19 protein-coding genes are annotated in these 17,330 nt (G+C 56.6%); 9 read left to right on the forward strand and 10 right to left on the reverse strand.

Features of this window, described 5'->3' with window-relative positions:
* The first annotated feature begins 12 nt into the window (after positions 1 to 12).
* From ACHZBS_RS24550 to ACHZBS_RS24565, 4 genes are read left to right on the forward strand one after another with little or no spacing between them, the layout of a single operon-like run.
* Positions 13 to 1,620, forward strand: a complete 1,608-nt coding sequence (locus tag ACHZBS_RS24550; RefSeq protein WP_319409181.1) for an FGGY-family carbohydrate kinase — start codon at positions 13 to 15, stop codon at positions 1,618 to 1,620.
* Between the two features lie 28 nt (positions 1,621 to 1,648).
* Positions 1,649 to 2,299, forward strand: coding sequence for a class II aldolase/adducin family protein (locus tag ACHZBS_RS24555; RefSeq protein WP_319409182.1), 651 nt, complete (start codon positions 1,649 to 1,651; stop codon positions 2,297 to 2,299).
* A gap of 31 nt (positions 2,300 to 2,330) precedes the next feature.
* On the forward strand, positions 2,331 to 2,912 hold the full coding sequence (locus ACHZBS_RS24560) for a TetR/AcrR family transcriptional regulator (protein ID WP_319409183.1): 582 nt from the start codon (positions 2,331 to 2,333) through the stop codon (positions 2,910 to 2,912).
* Positions 2,909 to 4,129: an MFS transporter gene (locus ACHZBS_RS24565; RefSeq protein WP_319409184.1), complete on the forward strand. Its 1,221-nt coding sequence runs from the start codon at positions 2,909 to 2,911 to the stop codon at positions 4,127 to 4,129. Before ACHZBS_RS24560 ends, ACHZBS_RS24565 begins: the two co-directional genes overlap by 4 nt.
* Positions 4,130 to 4,159: 30 nt before the next feature.
* Here the strand turns inward: ACHZBS_RS24565 and ACHZBS_RS24570 are convergent, their stop codons facing one another.
* The 10 genes from ACHZBS_RS24570 to ACHZBS_RS24615 all read right to left on the reverse strand — a co-directional run bounded on the left by ACHZBS_RS24570 (position 4,160) and on the right by ACHZBS_RS24615 (position 12,385).
* Positions 4,160 to 5,089, reverse strand: a complete 930-nt coding sequence (locus ACHZBS_RS24570; protein WP_319409185.1) for a radical SAM protein — start codon at positions 5,087 to 5,089, stop codon at positions 4,160 to 4,162.
* Positions 5,086 to 5,526, reverse strand: coding sequence for an iron-sulfur cluster assembly scaffold protein (locus tag ACHZBS_RS24575; RefSeq protein ID WP_319409186.1), 441 nt, complete (start codon positions 5,524 to 5,526; stop codon positions 5,086 to 5,088). Before ACHZBS_RS24575 ends, ACHZBS_RS24570 begins: the two co-directional genes overlap by 4 nt.
* Positions 5,527 to 5,588: 62 nt before the next feature.
* Positions 5,589 to 6,221, reverse strand: a complete 633-nt coding sequence (locus ACHZBS_RS24580) for a NifB/NifX family molybdenum-iron cluster-binding protein (protein ID WP_319409187.1) — start codon at positions 6,219 to 6,221, stop codon at positions 5,589 to 5,591.
* Between the two features lie 52 nt (positions 6,222 to 6,273).
* Positions 6,274 to 7,116, reverse strand: a complete 843-nt coding sequence (locus ACHZBS_RS24585) for a P-loop NTPase (RefSeq protein WP_394708056.1) — start codon at positions 7,114 to 7,116, stop codon at positions 6,274 to 6,276.
* 16 nt (positions 7,117 to 7,132) lie between these two features.
* Positions 7,133 to 7,525, reverse strand: a complete 393-nt coding sequence (locus ACHZBS_RS24590) for a response regulator (RefSeq protein ID WP_319409188.1) — start codon at positions 7,523 to 7,525, stop codon at positions 7,133 to 7,135.
* Positions 7,526 to 7,558: 33 nt separating this feature from the next.
* Positions 7,559 to 7,927, reverse strand: a complete 369-nt coding sequence (locus tag ACHZBS_RS24595) for a NifB/NifX family molybdenum-iron cluster-binding protein (RefSeq protein ID WP_319409189.1) — start codon at positions 7,925 to 7,927, stop codon at positions 7,559 to 7,561.
* A 187-nt stretch (positions 7,928 to 8,114) separates the two neighbouring features.
* Positions 8,115 to 9,500 carry a sigma 54-interacting transcriptional regulator gene (locus tag ACHZBS_RS24600; protein WP_319409190.1) on the reverse strand — a complete coding sequence of 462 codons (1,386 nt, stop codon included), beginning with the start codon at positions 9,498 to 9,500 and terminating at the stop codon, positions 8,115 to 8,117.
* A 602-nt stretch (positions 9,501 to 10,102) separates the two neighbouring features.
* Positions 10,103 to 10,315, reverse strand: coding sequence for a hypothetical protein (locus ACHZBS_RS24605; protein ID WP_319409191.1), 213 nt, complete (start codon positions 10,313 to 10,315; stop codon positions 10,103 to 10,105).
* Between the two features lie 262 nt (positions 10,316 to 10,577).
* Positions 10,578 to 10,943, reverse strand: a complete 366-nt coding sequence (locus ACHZBS_RS24610; protein WP_319409192.1) for a hypothetical protein — start codon at positions 10,941 to 10,943, stop codon at positions 10,578 to 10,580.
* 122 nt (positions 10,944 to 11,065) lie between these two features.
* Positions 11,066 to 12,385 carry a (Fe-S)-binding protein gene (locus tag ACHZBS_RS24615; RefSeq protein WP_319409193.1) on the reverse strand — a complete coding sequence of 440 codons (1,320 nt, stop codon included), beginning with the start codon at positions 12,383 to 12,385 and terminating at the stop codon, positions 11,066 to 11,068.
* Positions 12,386 to 13,001: 616 nt separating this feature from the next.
* On the opposite strand from ACHZBS_RS24615, the gene ACHZBS_RS24620 reads away from it, so the two are divergent.
* From ACHZBS_RS24620 to ACHZBS_RS24640, 5 genes are all read left to right on the forward strand, one after another.
* Positions 13,002 to 13,160: a hypothetical protein gene (locus ACHZBS_RS24620; RefSeq protein ID WP_394708057.1), complete on the forward strand. Its 159-nt coding sequence runs from the start codon at positions 13,002 to 13,004 to the stop codon at positions 13,158 to 13,160.
* Between the two features lie 405 nt (positions 13,161 to 13,565).
* Positions 13,566 to 14,171, forward strand: a complete 606-nt coding sequence (locus tag ACHZBS_RS24625; RefSeq protein WP_319409194.1) for a paraquat-inducible protein A — start codon at positions 13,566 to 13,568, stop codon at positions 14,169 to 14,171.
* Positions 14,162 to 14,824 carry a paraquat-inducible protein A gene (locus tag ACHZBS_RS24630; protein ID WP_319409195.1) on the forward strand — a complete coding sequence of 221 codons (663 nt, stop codon included), beginning with the start codon at positions 14,162 to 14,164 and terminating at the stop codon, positions 14,822 to 14,824. Before ACHZBS_RS24625 ends, ACHZBS_RS24630 begins: the two co-directional genes overlap by 10 nt.
* On the forward strand, positions 14,802 to 16,487 hold the full coding sequence (locus ACHZBS_RS24635; protein WP_319409196.1) for an MlaD family protein: 1,686 nt from the start codon (positions 14,802 to 14,804) through the stop codon (positions 16,485 to 16,487). Before ACHZBS_RS24630 ends, ACHZBS_RS24635 begins: the two co-directional genes overlap by 23 nt.
* Entirely contained in the window at positions 16,484 to 17,092 is a 609-nt protein-coding gene (locus ACHZBS_RS24640; protein WP_319409197.1) for a PqiC family protein, read from the forward strand. The genes ACHZBS_RS24635 and ACHZBS_RS24640 overlap by 4 nt, the downstream gene beginning before the upstream one ends.
* Positions 17,093 to 17,330 lie beyond the last annotated feature (238 nt).

Below are 17,330 nucleotides of genomic sequence, written 5' to 3' on the forward strand. Positions count from 1 at the left end.
GGAGCAAGCGCGATGAACACGTCCTTCTTCATACTGGCCCACGATGTGGGCACCACCGGCAGCAAAACCTGCCTCTACCGGATCAGCGACGCGATCGAGCAGGTGGCGTCCTGTCTGGCGGAATATCCGCTGACCATGACCGAGGGCGGCGGTGCCGAACAGATGGCGGACCACTGGTGGAATGCCGTGTGCCGGTCTACGCGCCGGATCATGAAAGAAAACCGCATTGCGCCGGAAGCAGTGGGGGGGATCGCCTTCTGCTGCCAGATGCAGGGATCGGTGCTGGTGAACCGGGAAGGAATGGCGCTGCGCAATCCCATGATCTATATGGACGGGCGGGCCGTGGCTCAGCACGCCAGGCACCTGTGCCACGGACTGTTTCGTATCAGCGGCTGGAATGGGATCAAGGTGCTGCGCTCCCTGATGGTAACCGGCGGTCTGGCCGCCACCCCCAAGGACCCGCTGTGGAAATACCACTGGGTCCGTGACAACGAGCCTGACATTTTCAGGCAGGTCTACAAGTGGCTGGACGTGAAGGACTACCTGATCCACCGCTGCACCGGGCGCTTCGCCATGACCGCGGACTCGGCCCATCTCACCTTTCTTTACGATACCCGCATGGGCCGGCTGGGGTGGCATAAGGGGCTGTGCCGCCTGTTTGAGGTCGACATGGACCATTTGCCTGTGGTGGTAAACGCAACTGAAGTGGTTGGCGGCCTTACCGATATGGCTGCCCGCCGGATGGGACTGGCTGCGGGCACACCGGTGGTTGGCGGGGGAGGTGATGTGACGCTGACCGCCATCGGTGCCGGCTGCACCGGCGTCAACGACACCCACATTTACGTGGGTACGTCGGGGTGGGTGGCTGCCAACGTGGAAAAGCGCATGGTGGACATCGGCAACTTCATCGCCGCTATCTGCGGGGCCATGCCCGGCCGGTACAACTACATTGCCGAACAGGAGACCTCCGGGGCCTGCCTGCAGTGGGTGCGCGACCACCTGGCCCTGGACGAAATAGGCGTTTACCTGAAGGACAAAACCGATGGACCGGACAGGGAAGAGGAGACCCGCCACCTCTATGACCTGCTCAATCAGGTGGTTGCCCGCACGCCGGCCGGGGCCGGTGGTGTCATCTTCACCCCGTGGCTCCACGGCAACCGGGCTCCGCGGGAAGATGCCCATGCCCGGGGCATGTTCTTCAACATCGGCCTGGCCACCGGTAAGCGCATGCTGGTGCGCGCCGTGCTGGAGGGTGTGGCCTTTCACAAACGCTGGATGCTGGAAGCCGTCGAAAAGCGGATTCCTTTCCGGGAATCCGTCCGATTCGTGGGCGGCGGGGCCAAATCGGATGTCTGGTGCCAGATCATGGCCGACGTTACCGGCAGACGCATCGAGACGATCGATAATCCCCAGGATGCCGGTGCCGCCGGGGCGGCACTGGTCTGCGCCGTTGGGTTGGGGCTTCTTCCGTCCTTCGCGCATGTGAAGCAGATGATTCCGGCCAGGCGGGTCTTCGCGCCGAGAGCGAAATACCGGGCGATGTTCGATCGGCAGTATGGCGTGTTCACCACCTTGTACAAAAACAACCGCAAGAGTTTTGCGGCCCTGAACCGGAATTGACCATCGGTTAGAAAACAAAGGAGGCTATATGGACCCGTACCTGCAACCCCGCAAGGACGTCATCGACTGCTGCCAGTGGCTCTGCCGGCACGGTTATTTCGGATCCCTGCTCAGCGCCGGCGGCAATGTGTCCGTGCGCATCCCCGACCAACCGGTGCTGGTGATCACCCCATCGGGCAAGCCATACATGGAACTGGTTCCGGAAGAGATCTGCGTGGTGGATTTCGACCTGAATCCCATCGCCGGCGATCTGGCGCCTTCCATCGAAACGGGCATGCACGTGGGCATCTATCAGAGCCGGGGGGACGTGGGGGCCGTGGTCCACACCCATCAGGCCTATGCCAGCATTTTCGCCCTGATCAACCAGGCCATTCCCGCCCTGTTCGACGAGGTTGCCCTGTCCATCGGCGAAACCGTGGACGTGGTGCCCTACGCTCTTTCCGGGACACCCGAGCTGGTGGAAAACGTCAAGCGGACCGTGGTTAACCGATGCAACTGCTTTATCATGCAGAACCACGGGGCGCTGAATCTCGGCAAGAATCTGGAGAAAGCCTGGAAGCACGCCGAACTGCTGGAAAAGACCGCCCAGGCATACTACCATGCCCTGACCACCGGGAAGCCGGTGACGACGCTGCCGGAAGATACCGTCCAACTGGTCCGTGAACTGCGCAAACAGTAGAGGCGGCCGACACCGGGAAAAGTGAGAAACGATGAACCTGAAAAAGAAGAAGATCCTTGCGGCCGCGATTGCGGTTTTTTCCAAAAAGGGATTTCACCAGGCCACCATGGAGGACATCGCCCGGGCGGCCGGTGTGGCCAAGGGGACCCTCTACTACAATTATACCTCCAAGTCGGCCCTGTTCCGTGCGGCGGTCACCGACGGCATCGAGGCGATCATCGAACAGATCCGGGAGGCGCTCTCTTCGGATCTTCCGTTCCACCAGCACCTGAGAAAACTGGTGGAACACAATATCGCCCTGTACCTCAAATACAGCGACCTGACCCGGATCGTTTTCAATGAACTCACCAGCGGCATGGACGAACAGGTTCTGAAAGAGATCGAACGGGTCCGGGAACGCTACGTGGATTTCATTTCCGACCAGCTCAGGGTGGGCCAGGAGCAGGGGTACCTGCGCCCGGTGGACCTGAAGCTGGCTGCGGTGGGCCTGGTGGGGCTGGTGGAAAACCTGTGTGCCTATCATCTGAAAAACCCCCGGCAGGCCACCAGGAAGAAGGTCGTGGAGCACCTGTATACGCTTCTGTCCCGTGGGCTATGCGAGGAAAAGGCATGACCGGCCGCGCGGGCAAGGCTTCCGGCTATCGCTGGGTGGTGCTTCTGGTGTACACCATCATCACCGCCGCCATCCAGATTCAGTGGCTCACCTTTGCCCCCATCGCCCGGGAGGCAAGGCTGTTTTTCGATGCCACGGCCCTTCAGATCGACCTGTTTGCCATGGTTTTCATGATCGTTTTCCTGGTGGTCTGCATACCGGCGTCCTATGTCATCGACACCTATGGCATCCGCATCGGTGTGGGGATCGGGGCGCTGCTTACCGGCGTCTTCGCCATGGCGAAAGGCATCTTTGCCAGGGATTATGCAGTGGTCCTGGCATGCCAAACGGGGTTGGCTATCGCCCAGCCGTTCATCATCAACGCCGCCACCAAGATCGCCATGCGGTGGTTTCCCGTCAACGAACGGGCCACCGCCGTGGGCATCGCCACCCTGTCTCAGTTTGTCGGCATCATCATCGTGATGACCGCCACGCCCTTTTTGATCGATCAGCCTGCCCAGGGAGCGGCGGATCTGACGGCCATGTTGAGGATTTATGGCTTTGCCGCTGCCGCGGCGGCGATGCTTCTGCTGGTTTTTTTGCGTGAGCAGCCCGACGGTGCCCAGCGCCAAACGCCTGCGGAGGTGCCTTGCCGATTCCTGGCAGGGCTAAAACACATCCTTTCCCGCAAGGAGATGCAGATCATTCTCGTTGTATTCTTTGCGGGACTCGGGGCTTTCAACGCGATCAGTACCTGCATCGATCAGATCTGCCAGATCAAAGGCTTTTCCATTGAGCAGACCAGCCTCGTCGGCGGCATCATGCTGGCGGCCGGTATTGTCGGCGGCTTGACCCTGCCGCCGCTTTCCGATCGGTTCAGGAGGCGGAAGGCCTTCCTCGTTCTGGCGATGGCGGGCGTAATCCCGGCCTTGATCGCTATGGCCGTATCCGCCAGTTACCCGGTCGTCCTGATTTCCGGCTTTGTCTTCGGTTTTTTCCTGCTGGGCGCCGGCGGGCCCATCGGTTTCCAATACAGTGCGGAAATCTGTGCCCCCGCCCCGGAATCCACTTCCCAGGGCCTGATCCTGCTGGTGGGGCAGGTCTCGGGAATCCTTTTCGTGGTGGGAATGAATACCATCGGCGTGGTCCCTTTTATGTGGCTTTTCGTTCTCCTGGCGGTGGCAAGCCTGGTGTTGTGTACGCGACTGACCGATCCGGAGATGCTGCAAATCCGGTGACCCGCCTGGGTGGATCGGCGGCACGCCGCTTCACACGGCCGTGTAGTAGACCGCTTGGTTTTTCCGGTCGGCGTGAATCTGCTTTTTCTCCAAAAGCACACCTAAATACTTGGACACTTCGTTGATGTGCATGCCAAATGCCGCTTCGATATGCTTGATCGTGCAGGGCCGGCGTTTGAGCATGGCGAGAATCGTTTCTTCATTGGCCTCGATCGTTTTCGAGCGCTGGCTGCTGAACCCGGCGGCGATCTGCGCCGGCGGATCGAACAGGCCGGCCAGTTCCTCCAGTCGTACCCTGGGCACGGCGGCGGCAAAGTCCTCGGCAGGCGGCCGGGCAATGGTGTTGAGATGAATGCGGTCGGGTTTGAGTTCCCGTGACAGGGCAGCGATTTTCTTGACATCCCCGGCCATGGCGTTGATGCCTGAAAGCAGGAACACCTCGAGCCACAACTGGCCGCCAAAAACGCTGCGGAACTGTTTCAATCCCTCAAAAAATGACCCGAAATCGAGTTGCGGGTGGGGTCGGTTGACCCATTCGAATGATTTCTGGTCCCAGGCGCTCAAGGATACTTTGACCACCTGGGCCAGGGCGGCGGCATCGCGCACTTCCGGCAGGCTCAGGAGGGTGCCGTTGGTCAACAGCACCGACGGAATGGGCTGACCGCGAAGATGCGCCAGTACCCGGCCGAACTCGGCATGCAGGCTGGGTTCGCCGGAACCGGAAAGGGTCAGGTAATCGGCATCGCCATCGGTTTGCAGCCAATCGTCGATTTCATCGATGACGGCGGCCGTGGGGACGTATGCCTTCCTTTCCAGCGTTTTCCGGGTGGTTCTGCCCAGCTGGCAGAAGACGCAGTCCAGGCTGCAGGTTTTGTGAGGTGTCAGGTCTATTCCCAATGAGCGTCCGAAACGCCGGGACGGCACCGGGCCAAAGAGATAACGGTATGGGTTCGGCTTCACTTCTTTTTTACCCGAGAAAGCATGTATTGATTCAGTGCCTCCTGAAGGGTGTCGGCTGCCAGAAACGCGCAGTGACGGTCTTCTTCCGGAAACCTGCCGAGTTTTTCAAGAATCGCCTCGCCGGTGATGGTTAACAGTTCATCGGGATCTTTGCCGATGGCCATTTCCGCGGCAAAGGAGCCGCATACCGTGCTCGATCCGCAACCATCGGTGCGATACGCGGCGTCAGACACCCGAAGATCGTCGAATTTCAGGAATATCTCCATGGTGTCGCCACAATTTCCCGTTACGCGTGCGTGGGCATCCGGCGCTTCCAGCGGCCCGCGATAAAGCGGATGGCGCCAGCGCTGGAAGCCGGCTTCCCCGAAGGCTTCACGGGTTTCATCAAATATGCGTTCCTGCAGGTTTTCTACAAACGCATCAAAGTTGTCAGCCATATACAATTGTCCCACTGTTCAGCATTTTGTTGTCAGAAACCTCAAACCCGTTCCATTCCCATTCAAGACAAGTTTTTCATTCGGGCGTGAATGGCGTCCATCTGTTTTTTCAATTCGTCGGCCTGTTGCTGCAATTGCGCCCGTTCCTGTTCTTTGGACACGCTCCCGGTCGTATTTTGAACGCCCGACGAGCCGGTGCCGTAAGCGCTCCGGCATCGGCCGCCCATGCCCCGACCGCCGCCGCCGCCCATGCCCCGACCGCCGCCACCGCCCATGCCCCGACCGCCGCCGCCCATGCCCGGCCGGGCAGAGCTCGGTGCCGATTCGGACTGCGCGACTCCTGATTTTCCGGGGACATTGCCGCGGGTCGATGGCTTGAGGTCGCCACTTTTAAACTTCTCGATAACGTCTTTGATCATCCCGTGTTGACCAATGATCACCCTGATCGTCGTCGCGGCGAAAACCTGCATGGCTTTGGGGCCGCAGTTGCCGGTGATGACTGCCTCCACGCCTTTGGATGCGACCAGACTGGCCGATTGAATGCCGGCACTGGTCGACAGGTCGGCATTGGTGTTTTCGATCACTTCGTAACTCATATCATCCGTTTCAACGATGATGAAATACCGGCATCGGCCGAAGCGTTCATCAATGGATGCTTCAAGATTCTGGCCGGCAGCACTGACTGCGACTTTCATGTTGTGACCTCCTTGTTTCTGATCCGGCGCCTTCATTGACGGAAGACGGCCATCACCTTTGGGCGGCAACGGATATCTGTGATGCGATTTCCCCAAATACCCGGGTCGCCGGGGCGTCGACATACTGTTGCTGGAAGGAGATGCCGGCATCTCCGCATTTGACGATATCGGGATCGAAAGGAATCCGGCCCAGCAGCTTCAGCCCGGAAAGGGATGCCGTCCGTTCACCTCCCCCTGAACCGAAAATGTCGACTGATTTTCCGCAATGGGGGCAGGTATAGCCGCTCATATTTTCCACCAGACCGAGGATTTCCAATTTGACGGTTTTGCAGAAATTGATCGATTTTCTCACATCCGCCAGGGCGATTTCCTGGGGCGTCGTGACAATTATCGCCCGGGCGTCCTTGATCAACTGGGCCACGGTCAGGGGTTCATCACCGGTTCCCGGGGGCGCGTCGATGATCAGGTAGTCCAGGTTTCCCCATTCCACCTCGCCGATGAACTGGCGGATGGCACCGTGTTTGACCGGACCTCGCCAGATGACGGCATCATCCTTGTTCGACATGAGCGATTCAATGGATACCGCCGTCAGATTGTCGGAATACCGCATGGGTTCCAGCCGCTTGTCTGCATTGGCAGCCAGCATTCCCTTAAGCCCCAGCATCCGGGGGATATCGGGACCATGAATATCCACGTCCATCAATCCGACCTTAAACCCTTTTTCCGCCAGGGCAATAGCCAGGTTGACCGAGACGCTGGACTTACCCACGCCGCCTTTTCCGCTCATGATCATTATTTTATTTCTGATTCGGGTCAGGGACTGTCTGGCCCGTTCGTCAGGGCTGGGTTCCGGCGGTTTGTCCATAATGCCGATGCCGTTGGGTGCGTTTTGCATGGATTCTCCTCGATGTTTATTTTTTTAGCTTTTTGGGGGACGATAGACCTATAATTTGATTCAGGTGGGCCATCATCCGTTCTCCATCGGCCCGGGCGGGCTGGGGGGGGAGCTGCATCAATATGCCCAGTCCTTCGCTGGCCTCATGGTAGGCTTCTTTGGAAAGTGAGCTGACTGCCGCACAATTGATCATGGGGTTGACCGTGACCAGTCGTTTAATCAATTCCAGCCCCGTCATGTCGGCAAGAATTTCGTCCGCCAATACCAGGTCAACGGCCGTTTTACCGATCCTTTCCAACGCCTCGCCGCCGGAGGTCGCCCAGATGATGGTGCCGCCCCGGGTTTCAATGACCGCCGATAAATCTGCCAAATTGGTTTTATCCGTTGTGACGAATAGTAGTTGGGTCAAGGGTTGCTCCTTATTTTTATAAATGGGTGGCGGTCAGCGCGTCGGTTTACCGGTCGTGGGGATACGGCCATGACATCCTGGCATAACGAACGTGGGCGCCAGCGAATTTCCCTTTGCGTAAGCTTCGAGTACACGATCCACTTCTCCGGCGATGAAGGGGATCAACGTGATGCCGCCGGCATTGATCCGATTGGCCGGATCCTGAGATACCGCACCGCAGATGAGCACCGGCACATCCAGCGCGCCCAAGGTTTTTGCCAGGTTGGACGGCAGTTCAGGATCGAAAATTACGTAGGACCGATTCTTGATTTGGGCATTTTCAATTTCCGCGATCAACAGTCGCCTTGACGCATCAAACACCGGTGAAATGCGATCTTCCCAGACCGTTACGGCAACTTTCATGGTGTCCCCCTGTTTTCTAATCATGCTTCCGCAAAGCGTATGCCAGGGTGGATGCTATATGTGAATTTAAAAAAAATAAAAAATTACAATAGGTTGGGGTCAGTCGGGAAAAAGGCGGTCGGATTTTTTCGGGGTAGCGTCGCAGAGGTGCATCTATATGCGGTCCTTTTCATGCAACCCTGCAATACTAATCCCGTTGCGGAGGTTTCGAGCGTCCGTCAATTTCGGGAAGAAATATTCCCAGCCGTTTGATTTTTCGGAAAAGGGTGCTTTTGTGCATACCCAGTGCCTTTGCAGCGGCCAGACGGTTGTAGCTGTTCTGTTTGAGTGCATTCATGATGGCCACCGCTTCGGTGGAGTTGAGCGTATTGGTCAATGAGGCCGGTTCACAGGACGGCAGGTGTTGCCTGGCAAAGCCGTCGGGCAGGTGGTGGGCCTGGATGGGGCCGGTATTGCAAAGGACGAAGGCATGTTCGATGATATTCTCCAGTTCACGAATATTGCCGGGGTAGTCATGGCACATGAGGATGTGAAGGGCTTCGGTATCCACCCCGGAGATCGCTTTTCCACGCACCATGTTCATCTTTTCAATAAAGTGCTCGATCAGCAGGGGAATGTCTTCCTTCCGTTCCCGGAGGGGGGGAAGGCACATTCGAACCACATTGATCCGATAGAAAAGATCCTGGCGGAATTTGCCGTCGGCGACCCGATCGATAAGATTTTTGTTGGTGGCGGCGATCACCCGCACATCAGATCGGACCTCCTTTACAGCGCCAAGGGGCACGAAGGCCTGGTCTTCCAGAACGCGCAGCAGCTTAGCCTGAAATGCGGCGCTGGTGTCCCCGATTTCATCCAACAGGATCGTGCCCCCTTCGGTGACGGAAAAGTAGCCGGGTTTGTCCTTCACGGCGTTGGTAAAGGCACCGGCCTTGTACCCGAACAGTTCCGATTCGAGCAGGGTGTCCGGAAGGGCGCTACAGTTAATGGCGACAAAAGGTTTGTTTTTTCGCGGGCTGGCGGTGTGAATGGCCCGGGCCAGCAGCTCCTTTCCCGTGCCGGTTTCCCCTTCCAGCAGCACGGAGCTGCCGCTTTCCGCCACCATGGGTAAAATGGCAAGCATTTCATGCATGGCATCGCTGCGGCTGACAATGTCGCCAATTTGAAAACGGCCGTCAAGTCGCTTGCGCAGGGCTTCCACCAGGCTGTGGTCCCGAAAGGTCTCCACACCGCCCAGTATTTCTCCGGACTTACTTTTCAGCGGTGCAGTGGAGACCGTGATGGGGATTCGCTTTTTATCACTGTTGATAATATAGGTAGAGGAATTGGTGAGTGAGGTGCCCTCTTTCATGGTCCGTTTCAAGGCACAATCGTCTTCACACATGTTGGAGCGGAAGACCTCCCAGCAGTGGCGGCCGATGGCTTCCGCGCGGGGAATCCCCGTGATCGCCTCAGCAGCGCGGTTGAAGGACATGATGCGCCATTCATGATCGACGGTGAACACCCCGTCGGAAATGCTTTCCAATATGATTTCGGTAACGTTGTCCGGTATCGGTGCGGATCTGGTTTTTTTCATGGTTCATACCACCGGGACGATCGATCATCGGGTTTTGCATGGCGGCCTTCAATGGCAGCGTACGTATGTACTTATACGCTAGTTGGCGGCCAAGTTCCATAGCGTACGCGAAGAATGCTGGTCTTTCGTTTTCGGCTTTCCAGGCCGCTGAAAAACTATTGCGCTGGACCATACGGCATTTACACTCGGTTCAAAAGGCTCATTTATTACATATAAACTGCACTTTTACGCCGAATTTTACCTTGTCTGGCCTGCGCTCATGACGTTTTTCAACACCCGATTAGGGGGAGGCGGGGCTTGCGTTCCGGCGGTGAGACGGTGGCCGAAATGGCGAGCGATGGACAGTCGACCACAGCCGATGACGGCGTGGACCGCCATTGGACGGTGCACCAATGAAAATAACCGAGGCCAGATGAAGTGTCCTGACCTGCCGGCAAATTAACAGAATCAACGGATACAAAAACCTGAAAGAGAGTCCAAACCCGTTTGTATTCAGGTTGCCGGAAAAGACGGTTGCTTCCTCCGCAGGAAAGTCCGGACCATTCAGCCGCCCCCTGCGAGCATATCAGCCTTCCCGATTTTCCGTTGGCACATGGCCGTTATTACCCTTTGACGCGCTTAACCGTGCCATTTGCCATCAGCGATTGCAACTGATTGAGAAGGTTTTGCTCCTGGCGATCAACGTGTTGATCTTCATTCGCAATCTTCATGATGGCATCATATTCAGTGCTGGTGATTTCGCAGTCAGAAATTGCTTTATGGATCATTTCCGCCAGCTTTTCAGATGATTTGCTTGGAGTTTCTCCTGGCCTCATGTTTTTCTCCTTTATACGACGGCAGTGGTCGGTTTATCAGGTTGCCAGCAAAAAGTGAAGGGACCGTGGCGTTGTTAGGTCGGAAATGAATTCACTTTGACGACGGCGTGAATATCGCAAATGGTTCCCTGTTTGTCAAGAACGATGGCAAACAACATATTTATATAATTCCGTTTAATTATCTTCTTTAAAAGCACGCCGTCGGAGGCCGATCTGAGTTTGTGTGCATCCTATCGGTTTGAACGGAAGCGGGCCGCGGCAGCTATTTCACCATCCGCAGGTGGTGTTTGGCACGGCGCCATTGATCGAAGGCGTTGAGGTGGGCCAGAAGATCCCGGCATTCCAGCCGGAGCATTTTTACATGCCAGATGCTCGACGGCGAGATGCGGGTCCTGAAGATCTGGAAGATGCTTCCCCGTCCGCAGGGGTCCAATATCTCCAGCAGCCGGATGATCGTTTCCACGGTGGGAAAATAGTCATTGATGTCGATGGGGGTTTCCAGAATGTCAGCGGCCAGAGCTCTTAGCTCCCGATAGGCGCCGGGATGGCCTGTCACGGCGGTCCGGGTAGCTATCAGCGCATTTTCCCAACGGGATTCCAGCTCTTCCACGGTCAATCGGTTGTTCATGATACCGTCCTTCGGGAGTGCAACGCCGCGATGGTCGCCTGCGATCCCCGGCTGGCCGGGAAGCACAGGCAATCGCATCGGTTTACCCTGGCCCCCGGCCCGTCGAGGGCCAGGGTAAACCGTTACATGGCCGTTTCCGGATGGAACACATTGATCTCTTTGAGGTCGTCTCGCAGGTACTCGCGTTCGTTGGGCCCGAGGACACCCAATGAGAGGCAGATGAGCGTCCACAGGTGAACCACGCCGTAACCGGCGCCGTAGTGCTCGCTCAATTCGTGGATCTGGGCATGGCAGTTGTGGCAGGCGGCGATGCAGTAGTCCGCTTTGGTTGCCTGGATCTGGCCATCCTTGATCGCCCCGTACTTGAGTCGCTCCTCCTTGAATCCGGACTGCAGGAAGCCGCCACCGCCGCCGCAACAGAAGTTGTTCGACCGGTTGGGTTGCATGTCGATAAAGTTTTCTTCACCCACCACGGATTTGACCACGAAACGAAGATCGTCGGCAACCGGGTCGCCGAAGCTTTTGCGCACGATCTGGCAGGGATCCTGGACGGTGAATTTGATCTTCAGGTCTTTGTTCCAATCTGAATTGACCTTCAGTTTGCCCTCGCGAATCCACTTGGCGTAATATTCATAGATGCTTTTGACTTCGAAATTGTGTTCGAGGTTGAATTTTTTCAGTCCGGCCCGGACTGAGTAGGTGACGTGCCCTCACTCCGTATTGAGAAACGTCTTCACTTTCAATTTGTTGGCCTGGTTGACGGTCGTTCGGGTGACCTGCTCCCAGGAGTCGTTGTCCGCCAGGAACATGCAGTAGTTTTCCCCCGCCCACCCATGGCTGCCGTAGGTCCAGTCCACCCCGGCAAGATGAAGGATCTTCCACAGCGGGACCAGTTCATCCGGCTCGGTGACCGGTTCTCGAGAATTCTGGTTGAGGAAGAATTCGGCACCTTCCTTGTCGATAGGCGCTTTCATGTCGGCAAATTCGGGCTGGGCTTCCTGATACTCTTCCAGCACATCCTCTACAACGAAGACGAAGTCGTCGGGAGCGGTGCCCATGGCGCTGGTGCTCTCATTCCGCAAGGCCATGTCGCAGGACCCCAGGATGCCCTTCGGGCGCTCTTGGCGTGGTCGCAGCCCCCGGGCGTTGTATACCAGCTGGGGGATATCGATCTGCATCGGGCACACATAGATGCACCGTTGGCACATGGTGCACATCCACGGCCAGTCCGACTTGGCGATTTCCTCGTCCAGGCCCAGTGCGGCCATTCGCAGAAATTTGCGCGGGTCCATGCCCGCGAGGCCTGTGGCCGGGCATCCGGAAGAACACGCCCCGCAGGTCAGGCAAAGGTTCAAGTTCCCGCCCTCCGGCAGGATCTCCCTGACCTTGTCCATAAAGGTGCTTTGTTTTTTGCCGCCCAACTGAATGACATCATCATTCATCGATTCCGCCTCCTGTTCTGAATTAGGGTTGTCATCTGCAATATAATTCAAGTTATAGAGTTCTCTATCCGATATAGGTGAAAACGGTCTGCTGAATCCGGCAAGGCATCGCGCCTTATGCGTTTTGCACCCAGTTAGAGCATGAAGTGTGCCCGATCCCTGAAAGCCGGATGGTTTAAAAAAATATTGTATTTTCAAGTTGATAAAGTCATTTTCCAAAGAAAACCGGATTTAAGGGTCGCAAAATTGCGTCTGTCTGTGTGGTGATTGGTTCTGATCCTGCGACACTGGTTGGTTGCCATGGGGATAAAAAAGCGGTTTGTATTGGCATTTCGTCATTTAGCGCTTGCCAAGTCCGTTCGTCTGTTATAAACACGGTTCGACGCAATGTTCCTGCTGCTGGCAGGTGATGCGTTTACCCCTACGTAAAGCGGTGTTTGCCTCCCTTTATAAAAAATATGCAGACGTAAATCCCTGAACGGCAGGCGGATGGCTGAAAATGGTGCATGTCGCCTACAGCTTCATGCAACTGTTACTGGATGGTCCGGCTGTGATTATTTGCAGCGGGATAAAATCATAACCGATCAATCACGAAGAAAGAATAAGAAGAAAATTGATGGACGAGAACAAACGAAAAAAAATTGAAGCCAAGCTTTTTCAGCTTTTTTCACAACCCGATCCCAACCCGAATTGCGGGTCCCACATGAAAACGACACCCACCGTAGTCAAGGTCATTCGTCGCCGAAAAGGCAAACCTGATTTCCAGGTTGCCTGAAAGATACCTATCCGGATGTTGAAATTCGGGGCCTCAGACCGTCATAGGCCTTTCTTTCAACGCTGCACCTAATTTTTTTGGGTGCCGTTTTTTCAGAAACGGTGCATTTTGTTTCCATGCCTGATGCCTGCTTTTCAACTCCCTGCCAAGCGCCATGGGTGTGCCGCAGAGGACCCCATGGCAGGCATGAAACCATTGCATGGTTTTGGAAATAGTGGTATTTAAACGATATTTGACTTTGTCCGCCTATTTTTTTGTCTTGCCGGCACAGGCAACGGTTTTCAACTTCCGGGAAATACGGTTGTGGAACCTGTTGCCGTGCATCGCGCTGAGGGTGTGCCTCTATGTGAGGCACGCCGGTTTTTCGGGAAAACGACGATGATGAGCTGAAGGTGCCTTGTAGCTATGGCGCAAACCTTGATCGCCTGCCACGAATGTGACCTGCTGCACCGTGTGCAACCGTTGCCGGTAAATAGCAAAGCCCGCTGCAGACGTTGCGGGTCGGTGCTGTACGCCCACTTTCCGAAAACCATCGACCGGTCGTTGGCGCTGGCCATCACCGGCCTGGTGTTGCTGGTCATCGCCAACATTTACCCGTTTTTATCCCTGGAATCCCAGGGCACCATTCTGGAAACCACCCTGATCACCGGTACGATTATCCTTTCCCAGCAGAGCATGGCGGGAGTCGCTATATTGGTTCTTCTCACCAGCATGCTCATTCCCTTTCTGCTGCTGGGCGCCCTCGTCTATGTGTTGTGGCCAATCAAAATAGGAGGTCGCCTGCCTGCCAACCGGCGGATTTTCAGGCTGGCCCTCACCCTCCGCCCCTGGAGCATGACCGAAGTGTTTTTGCTGGGCATTCTGGTATCCGTGGTCAAGCTGGCGAAAATGGCCACCATCATTCCCGGTACGGCGCTGTTCTCCTTTCTTGCGCTGGTGTTTGTGCTGGCGGCAGTCAACAGCTTTCTGGTTCCCCGCACCGTATGGGAGAAAATGGACGAATGGCGATGACCCCCGTGCATGCAGCCCCTACTGCCGCCCGATCCGGCCTGTTAAACTGCCATGGCTGCAGCCTGCTGGTTCGCTGGCCGTCAGTGGCCGGCAGCGTGCATGTCAGATGTCCCCGATGCGGTGCACGACTTCACCTCAGAAAGCCGAACAGCATTGCCCGCACCTGGGCCCTTTTGATTGCCGCCTTCATTTTTTATATTCCGGCGAACCTGTTGCCGGTGACCATCACCACTTATCTGGGCAGCACCCAGTCCGATACAATCATGAGCGGGGTCATCTTTTTCATGAAAACCGGCTCCTGGGGAATTGCGCTGATTATTTTTGTGGCCAGTATCGTGGTCCCCATTGCCAAGCTGATCGTCCTGAGCGGGCTCCTGCTTTCGGTTCAGCGGCGATCCCGCTGGCGGCCTGAAGAGCGGACCCGCCTCTATCGCATTACGGAACTGGTGGGGCGCTGGTCCATGCTGGATGTCTTCGTAGTGACCGTGCTGGTAGCCCTGGTTCGGCTCGGATATCTGACCACCGTCGAAGCGGGCTCCGGCGTCGTTTATTTTGCCGCAGTGGTGGTCATCACCATGATTGCCGCCATGGCTTTCGATCCGAGACTGATTTGGGACGCGCTGGAGAAAAATGATGAATCACCCGCCTATTGAACCCCCCGTTGACGAACCGATACCCGAGCCTGAGATTCAGCGCGGCAATCGCTTTTCCATTGTCTGGCTGATCCCCCTCCTCGCCGTGTTGATCGGCGGCTGGCTGGCCGTCAAGGCCATCCGGGAAACCGGGCCGACCATTACCATTGTGTTCAAATCGGCCGAAGGCCTGGTGCCCGGCAAAACGGAAATCAAATACAAAGATGTCACGGTCGGCAAGGTTCAGCGCATTCAACTCAGCGAGGACCTTTCTCAGGTGCTGGTCACTGCGGCCATGAGCCGTGAAGTGGCCGCTCATCTCACGCGGGATACGCTCTTCTGGATCGTCAGGGCACGGGTGGCTGTGGGTGAGGTGTCCGGTATCAGTACCCTGTTTTCCGGTGCCTATATCGGCATGATGCCCGGCCGCAACGGCAAGGTCGTGCACCGGTTCGAAGGGAACGAGAAGCCGCCAGCCATTTTCCGGGATACGCCGGGCCAGCAATTCAAACTGCGGGCCGAGCAGCTGGGCTCGCTGGATATCGGATCACCGGTGTACTACCGGCAGGTCAAGGTAGGGCGCGTCACCAATGCGGACATGGCCCAAGACGGCACCGGCGTACTCCTGGAAATATTCGTGGAAACGCCCTACCACCATCAGGTCAAACAGAATTCCCGGTTTTACAATGCCAGCGGCCTGGATATGAAAATCGGGACCGACGGTGTCCGCATCGATACGCCCTCTCTGGCCAGTCTGCTGGTGGGGGGGATTTCCTTCTACACGCCTGAGGACATTAAAACGGCATCCCTGCCTGCGGTGAACCAGATCTTCACCCTCTATGACAACCGTGACGCTGCCAATGCAGCTACTTTCAGCTATCGAGAGTATTACCTGCTCTACTTTGAAGAGACGGTACGGGGGCTCTCGGCAGGCGCCCCGGTGGACTTCTACGGCATAAAGATCGGAGAGGTGATCAGTATCCGGTTGCTGTTTGATCAGGATACGCTGACCTTCCGGATTCCGGTGCTCATTGCCATTGAGCCGGACCGGATCGAGCTTGCCGGTGAACTGGCCATACCCGAGTATCAGGTGATGGAAAAGCTGGTGGGAAAAGGGCTGCGTGCGCAACAACGGACGGGGAACCTGCTGACCGGACAAAGCTACGTGAGCCTGCGCATTCAACCGGAAGCCGAACCTCAGGTGATTCGTACGGATGACGCGTACCCGGTACTGCCCACCATGCCCAACACGGTGGAAGAAATCACGGCAACGGCCAAACGGCTGCTGGATCGCTTCAACAATCTTCCCATGGAAGAGACGCTGGCAGACATTCGGGAAGCCGCGCGGCAGGTCAAGGATATGACCGGATCCAAAACCCTGGAAAGCGCCATCGACAATATTGACAAGAGTTTTGCTGAATTCAGGAAGGTGACATCCGATCTTAACGACGGTACTCTGCCGAAAGTAAACGGCATGCTGGACCAGGCCAGAGAATCCCTGGCACGGAGCGAACAGGCCCTGGCCACGGCCAATACCGTGCTGGGCCAAGGCGTCCCCATCGCCAACAACCTGAACCGTTTGCTTCTGGAACTTCAGGACGCTGCCCGAGCCGTTGAAGCCCTTGCCGACTATTTGGAGCGCCATCCCGACGCTATCGTTTTTGGAAAAGGAAACCAGGAATGAACCGATTATCGCTGTGGACCGTCGCTTTCAGTTGTGCGCTGATCATTGGATTTTCCGGATGCCGGTCTTTTACGCCATCGGTGACCTATTATCTCCTGAACCCCATGACCGCCGGACAGGCCTCCCCGGCGGAGGCAGAGGGCGAACGGATCATGATCGTCGGCATCGGACAGATGGAACTGCCCGGGTATATCAATCGGGTACAAATGGTTCGACGTACCGGGCAGAACCAACTGGAGGTCTCTTCCTTCCATCGCTGGGCCGACTATCCGGACCGCATGATTCAGCGGGTGATCAGCGAAAACCTCCAACTTCTCATGGCCGACGCCCGGGTCACCAGCGCACCCTGGCCGGCCGGTTTTAAGCCGGATGTAACCGTTGATTTTTCCTTTCTCGAGTTGATCGGAACGACCGAAAAAACGATGCTGCTCAGCGTGCTGTGGACGATCACCGGCAAAGGAGATCCGTCGCCGTTTCACCGAACGACACTTTCAGAGGCGATGACCGGGACGGGTTACGAGGATCTTGCCGCGGCCCACAGCCGGGCGCTTGAGGCCCTTTGCCGAGAGGTTGCCGACACGCTGAACGGTTTTCCGGCCCAGTGATGCCTGCACACCCTGCGTTCCAGCCCTGAAAAAAGAATATTTCAACCGCAAATAATTTATTGCATTGATGCCTGTTTTATATTGCCGTGGCAGGTATTCCGGCCATCGCATCGGGTGCCGGTTCCAGGCCTTCAACGGTTGGCGATCCTGCAATTGGCGCCCTGCGCTTGCCATGATGGGTTGACGGTCTATCCAGGATGAAAGAGAACCTGAATAAAAAGCATTTTCCCGCCTGTCA

Source organism: uncultured Desulfosarcina sp. (genome assembly GCF_963664155.2).
Taxonomy (GTDB): Bacteria; Desulfobacterota; Desulfobacteria; order Desulfobacterales; family Desulfosarcinaceae; genus Desulfosarcina.